A 13755-nucleotide genomic window follows, 5' to 3' on the forward strand; every position below is an offset into this window, starting at 1 on the left:
AGATCATTCTCAATCAATACTTAACTTGTTACTATTATGAGCATTAACTCTGCCTTGAGCCTTGCCTATGACCAACTTAGCAACTTTGCGGGTTTGGAAAATTTCTGGAATTTGTTTGATACGGCGTTTGGAACGCAATACGATTATTTAACGGCTTTCACGCTTAAATCGCAATGGTTGGCGGGAGATTTTAGTCAGTTTCCGACCATTGAGGTGGTGAGTGATGAGGTGTTGGGGACGGCGAATGGGGCCTATGGCAGCAATGATACAATTTATGTGTCAGAGCAGTTTTTGAGTACGGCGAGTGAGTCGTCTTTGGTGGCTTTGTTGTTGGAGGAGTATGGGCATTTTGTGGATGCTCAAGTTAATTCGGTGGATAGTGCGGGGGATGAGGGGGCGATTTTTGCGGCGTTGGTACAAGGGGAGGATCTCGGAATTTCAACTTTACAGGCGTTGAAGGTTGAGGATGATCACGGGACAATTGTGGTTAATGGGGATGTTATTTCGGTAGAGCAACAGAATTTTACGGGAACAAATGGCGACGATAATATTACGGGAACATCGGGCAATGACGTTATTAGCCCTTTATTAGGAAATGACAATGTAGATGGAGGAGCAGGTAATGATTTGTTAATAGTGGACTACTCTAGCAATAACCAGAGTGGTATTTCTTCTTCTCTCACGAGTAATGGTACAGGTGGGTTTAATGGCGAGTATCAAGCTTACAATGGAAGTAATTATGATACGGTTAGTTTCAAAAATATAGAGCAATTTCAAATAACAGGAACAGGAGTAAGTGACACGATTTATACAGGAGGTGGTAATGACACTGTTAATGGGGGTGCAGGTAACGATGCAATTTATGGTGGTTTAGGGAACGATAGTCTTAATGGAGGCACAGGAGACGATTACTTCGATGCTACTCAAGGTAGCGATACAGTCAATGGTGGGGATGGTATTGACACAATTGTCTATGACTTCAGTAGTAGCAGCAGTAATTTAACCATAGATACAACTCTAGGAACCTCTATTGCACCCGCAGGGAGTTCCTATACAAATATTGAAGCCTTTGTATTAACAACGGGTAGCGGTAATGACCAAGTTAAATTAGGAAATTACAATGACAATCTTTCCACAGGTGCAGGAAATGACACCATTATCAGTGGATTACGTTCTGATACAGTAGATGGCGGAACGGGAAATGATTTGTTAATTGTGGACTACTCTAGCAATAACCAGAGTGGTATTTCTTCTTCTCTCACGAGTAATGGTACAGGTGGGTTTAATGGCGAGTATCAAGCTTACAATGGAAGTAATTATGATACGGTTAGTTTCAAAAATATAGAGCAATTTCAAATAACAGGAACAGGAGTAAGTGACACGATTTATACAGGAGGTGGTAATGACACTGTTAATGGGGGTGCAGGTAACGATGCAATTTATGGTGGTTTAGGGAACGATAGTCTTAATGGAGGCACAGGAGACGATTACTTCGATGCTACTCAAGGTAGCGATACAGTCAATGGTGGGGATGGTATTGACACAATTGTCTATGACTTCAGTAGTAGCAGCAGTAATTTAACCATAGATACAACTCTAGGAACCTCTATTGCACCCGCAGGGAGTTCCTATACAAATATTGAAGCCTTTGTATTAACAACAGGTAGCGGTAATGACCAAGTTAAATTAGGAAATTACAATGACAATCTTTCCACAGGTGCAGGAAATGACACCATTATCAGTGGATTACGTTCTGATACAGTAGATGGCGGAACGGGAAATGATTTGTTAATTGTGGACTACTCTAGCAATAACCAGAGTGGTATTTCTTCTTCTCTCACGAGTAATGGTACAGGTGGGTTTAATGGCGAGTATCAAGCTTACAATGGAAGTAATTATGATACGGTTAGTTTCAAAAATATAGAGCAATTTCAAATAACAGGAACAGGAGTAAGTGACACGATTTATACAGGAGGTGGTAATGACACTGTTAATGGGGGTGCAGGTAACGATGCAATTTATGGTGGTTTAGGGAACGATAGTCTTAATGGAGGCACAGGAGACGATTACTTCGATGCTACTCAAGGTAGCGATACAGTCAATGGTGGGGATGGTATTGACACAATTGTCTATGACTTCAGTAGTAGCAGCAGTAATTTAACCATAGATACAACTCTAGGAACCTCTATTGCACCCGCAGGGAGTTCCTATACAAATATTGAAGCCTTTGTATTAACAACAGGTAGCGGTAATGACCAAGTTAAATTAGGAAATTACAATGACAATCTTTCCACAGGTGCAGGAAATGACACCATTATCAGTGGATTACGTTCTGATACAGTAGATGGCGGAACGGGAAATGATTTGTTAATTGTGGACTACTCTAGCAATAACCAGAGTGGTATTTCTTCTTCTCTCACGAGTAATGGTACAGGTGGGTTTAATGGCGAGTATCAAGCTTACAATGGAAGTAATTATGATACGGTTAGTTTCAAAAATATAGAGCAATTTCAAATAACAGGAACAGGAGTAAGTGACACGATTTATACAGGAGGTGGTAATGACACTGTTAATGGGGGTGCAGGTAACGATGCAATTTATGGTGGTTTAGGGAACGATAGTCTTAATGGAGGCACAGGAGACGATTACTTCGATGCTACTCAAGGTAGCGATACAGTCAATGGTGGGGATGGTATTGACACAATTGTCTATGACTTCAGTAGTAGCAGCAGTAATTTAACCATAGATACAACTCTAGGAACCTCTATTGCACCCGCAGGGAGTTCCTATACAAATATTGAAGCCTTTGTATTAACAACAGGTAGCGGTAATGACCAAGTTAAATTAGGAAATTACAATGACAATCTTTCCACAGGTGCAGGAAATGACACCATTATCAGTGGATTACGTTCTGATACAGTAGATGGCGGAACGGGAAATGATTTGTTAATTGTGGACTACTCTAGCAATAACCAGAGTGGTATTTCTTCTTCTCTCACGAGTAATGGTACAGGTGGGTTTAATGGCGAGTATCAAGCTTACAATGGAAGTAATTATGATACGGTTAGTTTCAAAAATATAGAGCAATTTCAAATAACAGGAACAGGAGTAAGTGACACGATTTATACAGGAGGTGGTAATGACACTGTTAATGGGGGTGCAGGTAACGATGCAATTTATGGTGGTTTAGGGAACGATAGTCTTAATGGAGGCACAGGAGACGATTACTTCGATGCTACTCAAGGTAGCGATACAGTCAATGGTGGGGATGGTATTGACACAATTGTCTATGACTTCAGTAGTAGCAGCAGTAATTTAACCATAGATACAACTCTAGGAACCTCTATTGCACCCGCAGGGAGTTCCTATACAAATATTGAAGCCTTTGTATTAACAACAGGTAGCGGTAATGACCAAGTTAAATTAGGAAATTACAATGACAATCTTTCCACAGGTGCAGGAAATGACACCATTATCAGTGGATTACGTTCTGATACAGTAGATGGCGGAACGGGAAATGATTTGTTAATTGTGGACTACTCTAGCAATAACCAGAGTGGTATTTCTTCTTCTCTCACGAGTAATGGTACAGGTGGGTTTAATGGCGAGTATCAAGCTTACAATGGAAGTAATTATGATACGGTTAGTTTCAAAAATATAGAGCAATTTCAAATAACAGGAACAGGAGTAAGTGACACGATTTATACAGGAGGTGGTAATGACACTGTTAATGGGGGTGCAGGTAACGATGCAATTTATGGTGGTTTAGGGAACGATAGTCTTAATGGAGGCACAGGAGACGATTACTTCGATGCTACTCAAGGTAGCGATACAGTCAATGGTGGGGATGGTATTGACACAATTGTCTATGACTTCAGTAGTAGCAGCAGTAATTTAACCATAGATACAACTCTAGGAACCTCTATTGCACCCGCAGGGAGTTCCTATACAAATATTGAAGCCTTTGTATTAACAACGGGTAGCGGTAATGACCAAGTTAAATTAGGAAATTACAATGACAATCTTTCCACAGGTGCAGGAAATGACACCATTATCAGTGGATTACGTTCTGATACAGTAGATGGCGGAACGGGAAATGATTTGTTAATTGTGGACTACTCTAGCAATAACCAGAGTGGTATTTCTTCTTCTCTCACGAGTAATGGTACAGGTGGGTTTAATGGCGAGTATCAAGCTTACAATGGAAGTAATTATGATACGGTTAGTTTCAAAAATATAGAGCAATTTCAAATCACGGGAACAGGAGTAAGTGACACGATTTATACAGGAGGTGGTAATGACACTGTTAATGGGGGTGCAGGTAACGATGCAATTTATGGTGGTTTAGGGAACGATAGTCTTAATGGAGGCACAGGAGACGATTACTTCGATGCTACTCAAGGTAGCGATACAGTCAATGGTGGGGATGGTATTGACACAATTGTCTATGACTTCAGTAGTAGCAGCAGTAATTTAACCATAGATACAACTCTAGGAACCTCTATTGCACCCGCAGGGAGTTCCTATACAAATATTGAAGCCTTTGTATTAACAACAGGTAGCGGTAATGACCAAGTTAAATTAGGAAATTACAATGACAATCTTTCCACAGGTGCAGGAAATGACACCATTATCAGTGGATTACGTTCTGATATAGTAGATGGCGGAACGGGAAATGATTTGTTAATTGTGGACTACTCTAGCAATAACCAGAGTGGTATTTCTTCTTCTCTCACGAGTAATGGTACAGGTGGGTTTAATGGCGAGTATCAAGCTTACAATGGAAGTAATTATGATACGGTTAGTTTCAAAAATATAGAGCAATTTCAAATCACGGGAACAGGAGTAAGTGACACGATTTATACAGGAGGTGGTAATGACACTGTTAATGGGGGTGCAGGTAACGATGCAATTTATAGCGGTGCTGGCAATGACACCATTAATGGTACTAATCAAACTGCCCTTACCCCTGGTTCAGGAGAAATAGATATTCTTTCGGGGGGGACAGGAAACGATCTTTTCATTTTAGGTAGTGGCAATAATCCTTACTACGATGATGGGAATAATCTCGCTGATGGTAGCAGTAACTATGCTGATATTACCGACTTCAATACAGGAGACATTATTCAACTCCAAGGCTCAAGCACTAACTATCTTCTGAACGTCGTCGGCGCAGACACCCAAATCCTAATCAATAAACCTGGCACCGAACCCGATGAACTCATTGGCATTGTCCGCAATCAAACAGCCCTAAATCTCACCAGCAATAGCTTTGTCTATGCCTCCCTCTCCACCATCACCCTAGCCGTCTCCCCCGCCAGCGTTACCGAAAATGGTACAACTAATTTAGTCTATACCTTCACTCGCACCAGCCCCACTACCAACGCCCTCACCGTTAACTACACCATTGGGGGAACCGCCACTAACGGCACTGACTATACGAGCATTGGTACAAGCGTCACTTTTGCGGCCAACGCCTCCACTGCCACCGTCATCATTGATCCCACTGCCGACAACACCATTGAAAACAACGAAACGACCACTCTTACCTTAGCCACAGGCAACTACAACATTGGTACGACTACCGCCGTTACAGGAACCATTACTAATGATGATTTTCCCGTCCTTTCCATCAATAACGTCACCGTCGTTGAAGGCCAAGACAATAATGCTCTACTAACCATCAGCTTTAACAATCCCATCAACCAAACCGTCACCGTTAACTACACCACCACCGCTATTAACGCAACGGCTAACGTTGACTACACAAGCAAAACAGGAAGCCTTACCATTGTTCCCAATAGCTACTTTGCTACCCTTAGCATTCCCCTGCTCAACGATAATCTCAACGAAGGCGATGAAGCATTCCTGGTAACCCTCTCCAGTCCAGTAAATGCAGTTCTCGATCCAAATGCCAGCATCGGCGAAGTCACCATTACCGATACGTTACAAACAACCATAACCCGCACCCTATCCGCCAACGTTGAAAACCTCAAACTCAATGGGACTGACCCCATTAATGGAACAGGTAACGCCGGTAATAATGTTCTAACTGGTAATAGCGCGAACAATATCCTCAATGGAGGAGAGGGTAACGATACTCTCAATGGTGGCGCAGGGAATGACACTCTAATCGGAGGTCTAGGCAATGATGTTTACCAAGTTGATAGCACCACCGATGTCATCACCGAAAATACTGGCGAAGGAACTGATACGATTCAATCCTCTGTCACCTTTAGCCTAGCTGCTTTCCCCAATATCGAAAACCTGACCTTAACCGGTTTTAGTACTATTAACGGTACAGGGAACGCTGCCAATAACATCCTCAATGGCAATACAGCCAACAATACCCTCAATGGCGGTGATGGCAATGACACTTTAAATGGTAATACAGGAGTCGATACCTTAATCGGTGGTTTAGGTAATGATATTTACCAAGTCGATAGCACCACTGATGTCATCACCGAAAATGCCAGCGAAGGAACCGACACTATTCAGTCCTCTGTCACCTTTAGCCTTGCTGCTTTCCCCAATATCGAAAACCTGACCTTAACCGGTTCCAGTGCTATTAACGGTACTGGCAATGCTGCCAACAATTCTTTAACAGGGAATACTGCTAATAACACCCTAGATGGCGGCGATGGTAACGACACCCTCAATGGCGGTGCTGGTAACGATACTCTCATTGGCGGAAATGGCAACGATTTTGCCTACTATTACAGTTCAACTGGCAGTGTCACCGTTAATTTAGCAACCGGAATTGCCAGTGATGGTTTAGGCGGAACCGATACCCTCTCCTTTATTGAAAATGTTCAAGGCTCCAATACCGCAGGCGATAATCTCACAGGCAATACCGGCGTTAACGTTCTCTATGGCTACGGCGGTGCAGATATTCTCACAGGAGGAGGCGGCAATGATCTGCTCTATGTCGGCAGTGATACCGTTACTGATACTGTGAACTATGCCAGTGGCGATGGGGCTGATACGGTTTATAACTTTGTGCGTGGAGCCGGTGGAGATCTGCTCAAATTTACCGGCATTACCGCTATTGATGTCCAGGTTTCTGGCACGAATACCCTATTTAAAGTGGGAGATGGGATCTCAGGTAACTCTGGCTTTGGTTCAGGAACCTTACTGTTAACCACCAGTGCCACGACGGGTTTTGTCGCTGCTGATGTCAACGTCAATCTCTCAGGGGCAACCTTTGCTTTTAGTTAACTAGAAATAAGAAGGCGATCGCGTTTTTAATGGATAATTGAGAATGGACAATGGATAATTATCAACTATTCATTATTAACTATCAATTAATCGGCGATCGCGTTTTTAATGGATAATTGAGAATGGACAATGGATAATTATCAACTATTCATTATTAACTATCAATTAATCGGCGATCGCGTTTTTAATGGATAATTGAGAATGGACAATGGATAATTATCAACTATTCATTATTAACTATCAATTAATCGGCGATCGCGTTTTTAATGGATAATTGAGAATGGACAATGGATAATTATCAACTATTCATTATCAACTATCAATTAATTAGCGATCGCTTTTTAAATGGATAATTGAGAATGGACAATGGATAATTATCAACTATTCATTATCAACTATCAATTAATTAGCGATCGCGTTTTTAATGGATAATTGAGAATGGACAATGGATAATTATCAACTATTCATTATTAACTATCAATTAATCGGCGATCGCTGAAAATGCTAAAATTTAGCCATGTTTGATAATATCTGTAAATTTCTCGCCGAAAACTTTTCTGAAGATTATGCCACTTGGTTACTCGGTCGCCCTGTTACGCTGACCAAACTGAGTCCAACGGAATTATCTTTAGAACCGATTCGTGCTGACTCTCTTATTCTCGAACAATCGGAAGATTTGGTTTTACATCTCGAATTTCAGACGGAACCTGACGAAACAATGGGTTTTCGGATGTTGGATTATCGAGTCAGGGTTTATCGTCGTTTCCCAACTAAAACCATGCACCAAGTGGTTATTTATCTGAAACCAACCAAGTCGGCCTTGGTCTATCAAGATAGCTTTCAGGTAGGAGAAACAAATCATCATTATCGAGTTATTCGTTTATGGGAAGAATCTTCAGATTTATTTTTAAAGAGTCGAGGATTATTGTCCTTAGCGGTATTGACCAAGAGCCAAGATACTACGGTAAGATTAAGGGAAATTGCCCAGATCTTAGATAAAATAGAGGATAAAAGGCTCAAGTCTAACCTCATGGCTGCAACGGCGGTATTTGCTGGCTTGGTGATTAAACCTGAAATCATTAAAACTATTTTAAGGAGTGATGCTATGAAAGAATCTGCTTTTTATCAGGATATTTTGCAAGAGGGTCGCCTAGAGGGTCGTCTAGAGGGTCGTCTAGAGGGTCGTCTAGAGGGTCGCCTAGAGGGTCGCCTAGAGGGTCGCCTAGAGGGTGAGCGAGAAGGTAAATTAAAGGTTGGGCAACAGCTTTTACATTTGGGGATGTCTTTGTCTCAGGTTGCTCAGGTGACGGGTTTCTCGGAGCAGGAGTTACAGCAGAGTTTGTCAGGTTAATGGTGGTTTGGCTTTTTTACCGTTTTTAACTGATCGCTGTTTCTCTGTCCCTTTCTCTGTGGTGTTTAACAGGTCACTTTCTACTCATTAGAGTTTGTAACAAAATTTAATATTTGTCCTAGCCCTTATATTGACTAGCTTTGTAGTAATTAATCATTAGAACAGGGGGTGCTTTTTTTGTATTTATTGATAGACTATCGAAAGTCTGCCCGCTAAGAATCCTATTCAAGTTTAGTATTTCTAGAAAAACTTCTGTTGTTAGAGGTTCTGTTTCTCGCGGCTCTAAGGTTTTAAAAATCATTCTCAATCAATATAGTCACTTAGCTCATTACTACTATGGCCATCAACCCTGCCTTGACTCTTGCCTATAACCAACTCAGCACCTTTGCGGGTTTGGATGATTTCTGGAGTCGTTTTGATACGGCGTTTCGTACCAATTATGACGCACAATGGCTGGCGGGAGATTTTAGTCTGTTTCCCCAGATTAAAGTCGTCAGTGACACTTTGCTGGGCAATGCCTCCGCGGCCTATAAAACCGAATCTAATACTGTTTATTTGTCGGACAGTGTTGTAAAAACAGTGACTCCTTCTGCGCTCAATGCCTTGATTCTCAAAGAAATGGGGCATTTTGTAGAGGCTAAGGTCAATCAATCTGAATACCCAGGGGAAGCGGGAAAATTATTTGCCCAGGAGGGGCAAAGTATTGATTTAAGTTCTAGTGCATTAAAAACAATCCTATTACAACAGCCATTCATTGCCGCCGCGACTCCAGTGGTATATGAAACCATTACCCTTTCTCTTAATCCTTACAGTACTTACAGTTATAAATATTCTGGCAGTAATGTGATTTGGGTCGATAGTAAAGGCTCTAATTCGGTGTTAAAGCTCTATAATGGCAGTACCACCACGGCCATTGCCAATAGTGCCTATAGCTCTATTAGCGATTATTCGATCTCTGGTAGCACGGTAGTTTATGCCAAGCAAAACGAAATTTACCGATACAGTGCTGGAACCACCACGAAGCTGACCAATAACACCATTTCTGACTATGCTCCCCAGATTGATGGCAGCACGGTTGTTTGGTATGCCAATGATGGTACGGATGTAGAGATCTTTCGCAATAATGGGACAACTACAACCCAATTAACCAATAACAGCACCAATGAATATGACCTCAAGTTATCTGGAACTTATGCTGTTTGGGCGGGCTGGGATGGTAATGACTACGAGATTTATCTTAATAATGGGACAACCACAACCCAATTAACCAATAACAGCACTGATGACTATAATCCTATTCTTTCGGGTAATCAGGTCGCCTGGTTGGGGTGGAATGGCACTGCTGAAAATTTGTTTTACTATAACGGCAGCGCGACGAGTCAAGTTACCAGCAATCTAGATGTCTATAATCCTCAAATTTCAGGAGATAAGCTGGTTTACAGCAAATTTGATGGTACAAATTATTCGCTTCAACTTTACAACGGAACAAGCAAAACAACGACTCAATTGTCTAGTTCGCTAGAATATAGCTATGGCGGTTTTGAAATTGATGGTAACTCAGTGGCTTGGATTGAAATAAGTACGGTTCCCAACAATTATGGCGTTTTTCTAAAACTTTATAATGGTACTTCCACTGCCACCATTACTACGACGAGTTATTATGACTTCACACTTGCGGGCAATAAAGTTGCTTACCTTAATTATGATCCTACTAGTGGTGGCAGTCAAATTTTCCTGTATGATGGCACACTGAGTACTCCTACTAACACCCAGATTACGGCAGAGGGGTTTAATTATAATTATCTGGCTATTGTTGGAAATAGTTTTATTTCACAAAAGGGCGGCGGCGGCCTTTATGTGACTCGACCTTCAACTAAGCCGATTCTGAGCATTAATAATGTCACCGTTGTGGAAGGCCAAACCTCTCCTCAAAACGCCGTTTTAGCGGTCACTCTCTCGGCTGCCAGTACTGTTCCCGTCACTGTTCAATACACAACATCCTCTGTTTCCGCTTACAGTGGTTTAGACTATACGACTACCACTGGCACTTTGAGCTTTGCGGCCGGAGAACTGAGCAAAAACATCAGTGTTCCTATCCTGAATGACGACTACTCAGAATATGATGAAACCTTTACCGTTAAACTTTCCAATGCCGTCGGAGCAGTTTTCGTTCCTAACCAAAATATCGGAACTGTCACCATTACGGATACTCTACAAACCAGCGTTACTACCATCTTACCGGCCGGAGTTGAAAACCTTACTTTAACAGGCACCGCAAATATCAATGGAACTGGCAACAGTAATAGTAACAAAATCCAAGGCAATAGTGGCAATAACGTATTGGATGGCCAGGGAACAACAGGGTATAGCGATCAGTTAATTGGTGGGGCTGGTAATGATACTTATATTGTGAGTGGGTCGTCTTATTCCACATACATTACTGAAAACGCAAATGAAGGAGTTGACACTGTTCAATTCTCATCTACCAATTCCTATGACAGTTATACTTTGGCAGCTAACCTAGAAAACCTGACCATTACTGGTACAATTGGCAATGGTGGTTATGGTAATTCACTGGATAATGTTATTACTGGCAATAGTAGTGGCAATTATCTAAGTGGTTACGCAGGAAATGACACCCTCAATGGTGGTACTGGTAATGATCAACTTTCTGGGGGAGATGGTAATGACATTCTTAATGGCGATTCAGATAATGATTCGCTGTATGGTGACGCAGGAAATGATACCCTTAATGGTGGTACTGGTAATGATTACCTGTTTGGTGGTACTGGTGATGATATCTATATTGTCGATAGTACGGCTGATTCTGCCCTCGAAAACCCCAACGAAGGAACCGACACTATTCAATCCTCTGTAACCTTCTCGCTTGCCACTTTCTACAGTTTAGAAAACCTGACCTTAACTGGCTCCAGTGCTATTAACGGGACAGGCGACACCAACAACAACGTCCTAACAGGCAATGGGGCCAATAATCTTCTCAATGGTGATACAGGTAACGACATTCTGACTGGGGCAGCCGGAAAAGATACTCTCACGGGTGGGGCAGGTATCGACAAATTTGGTTACAAAACCCTAACCGATTCTCTCTTAGCCAACTATGACCTGATTACCGACTTCAACGCAACGACTGGCAATGATCTGTTCCTTGTCACCACCGCACGAGCCGGATTTACTACTGGCTTAACGGTTGCTACCCTTGATGCAACAGGGATTGGCACTGCCTTAACCACTACGAGTTTTGCTGCGAATTTTGCTGCCCAATTTACCTTTACCAGTGGAACGACTACTCGTACTTTTGTGGCGATTAATGATGCAACAGCCGGTTTTAATGCCAGTACTGACTCCATTGTGGAAGTGACAGGTTTAACCGGAACCTTGGTAATGGGTAACTTTGTTACAGCTTAACTTCGGATTTTTTGAATCGGGCGCAAGCCTTGCGCCCCCTACACAATTGTTTTTTTAAATGGATAATTATCAACTATTCATTATCAATTATCAATTATCAATTATCAGCGATCGCTATTCAAAAAGCCACCCTAAGAAGAGTGGCCTAATGATACAAAGCTAATAGCTTAAAAAGTTAACAATCGTAATAGAGCGCAAACTCATAGGGGTGTGGACGCAGACGCATGGGGTTCACTTCATTATCTAGCTTGTACTCAATCCAGCTTTCGATAAAGTCGGTGGTAAAGACTCCTGTATCGGTCAAGAAGCCATGATCCTGTTCGAGGGCTTCTAGAGCAGCTTCCAAAGAGCCAGGTGTAGAAGGAATTTTGGCCAACTCTTCAGGGCTGAGATCGTAGATATCTACGTCAAGAGGTTCCCCTGGATCAATCTGGTTTTTAATGCCATCGATTCCGGCACAAAGCATCGCCGCAAAAGCGAGGTAAGGATTGGAAGTGGCATCGGGACAACGGAACTCTAAACGCTTGGCTTTGGGATTCGTTCCCGATAAAGGAATCCGCACAGAAGCAGAACGATTGCCCTGGGAATAAGCTAAGTTAACGGGGGCTTCAAAGCCAGGAACCAGACGTTTGTAAGAATTTGTTGTGGGATTGGTGAGAGCGAGAAGAGCAGGAGCATGTTTGAGGATACCACCGATATACCAGAGAGCCATCTCGCTTAAGCCCGCATATTTATCACCGGCAAAAAGTGGTTGACCGTTTTTCCAAATCGATTGGTGGGTGTGCATTCCCGATCCATTATCATTGAAAATCGGTTTGGGCATGAAGGTAACGGTTTTGCCGTACTTTTTGGCCACATTTTTAATGCAATATTTATAGAGCATTAAGTTATCAGCAGACTTGACCAAGGTATCAAATTTAATCCCTAATTCGTTTTGACCACCCGTTGCCACTTCATGGTGATGTTTTTCGATAGGAACCCCGAATTTAGCCATCGTCAATAGCATTTCGGTACGAATATCTTGAGCAGTGTCAGTCGGCGCGACGGGGAAGTAACCTTGTTTATAGCCAGGCTTATAACCGAGGTTGGCTCCTCCCTCTTCTCGTCCACTATTCCAGCGACCTTCAACACTATCGACATAGTAATAGCTGGTATTTTCAGTTTGACCGAAACGAACATCATCTAACAGGAAGAACTCAGCTTCAGGTCCAAAGTAGGCGGTGTCTCCAATACCAGTACTTTGTAAAAATTCAACGGCTTTAGCGGCGATCGTACGAGGGTCGCGGTTATACCATTCTCCAGTACGAGGCTCCTTGATGCTACAGATCATGTGGAGCGTTTTCTCTTGATAGAATTCATCAATATAAGCCGTTGTCGGATCGGGAACCATGCACATATCCGATTCGTTGATGGCTTTCCAACCGCGAATACTGGAACCATCAAAGGGAACTCCCTCTGTAAAAGAATTTTCATCAATTTGATCGTAGTAGAACGAACAATGCTGCCAAATACCAGGGGTGTCGATAAATTTTAGGTCAATAATCTGGATGTTTTCATCTTGAATCCATTTCAGGACATCTTGGGGGGTCTGGGGCATGGGTAACTCCTTGATTAAGGTTATCAATATTTTTCTGTCTCAAAACTCTGATCCTAGTAACTGATTTGTTCGGACTTTGTATCTAAATATACAGAAACTATGGGATCAATCTTAATTGACTGTGAAGAATCGGGAAATTCAGACAAGGAGTGCGATCGCTGCT

The 13755-nt window shown here is 42.2% G+C and carries 4 protein-coding genes; 3 read left to right on the plus strand and 1 reads right to left on the minus strand.

Features of this window, described 5'->3' with window-relative positions:
- Positions 1 to 36: 36 nt before the first annotated feature.
- The 3 genes from KA717_31140 to KA717_31150 all read left to right on the plus strand — a co-directional run bounded on the left by KA717_31140 (position 37) and on the right by KA717_31150 (position 11995).
- On the plus strand, positions 37 to 7218 hold the full coding sequence (locus KA717_31140) for a hypothetical protein (GenBank protein ID UXE60079.1): 7182 nt from the start codon (positions 37 to 39) through the stop codon (positions 7216 to 7218).
- Between the two features lie 517 nt (positions 7219 to 7735).
- A complete protein-coding gene (locus tag KA717_31145) occupies positions 7736 to 8569 on the plus strand; it encodes an Rpn family recombination-promoting nuclease/putative transposase (GenBank protein ID UXE60080.1) in 834 nt (277 codons plus the stop codon).
- Between the two features lie 354 nt (positions 8570 to 8923).
- Positions 8924 to 11995 (plus strand): hypothetical protein, encoded by a 3072-nt coding sequence (locus KA717_31150; protein ID UXE60081.1) that lies wholly within the window; start codon positions 8924 to 8926, stop codon positions 11993 to 11995.
- Between the two features lie 175 nt (positions 11996 to 12170).
- Here KA717_31150 and glnA read toward each other — a convergent pair whose 3' ends face one another.
- Positions 12171 to 13592: a type I glutamate--ammonia ligase gene (gene glnA / locus KA717_31155; protein UXE60082.1), complete on the minus strand. Its 1422-nt coding sequence runs from the start codon at positions 13590 to 13592 to the stop codon at positions 12171 to 12173.
- Positions 13593 to 13755: the final 163 nt, after the last annotated feature.

Origin of the sequence: Woronichinia naegeliana WA131, assembly GCA_025370055.1 — a bacterium.
In the GTDB taxonomy this organism is placed as follows: Bacteria; Cyanobacteriota; Cyanobacteriia; order Cyanobacteriales; family Microcystaceae; genus Woronichinia; species Woronichinia naegeliana.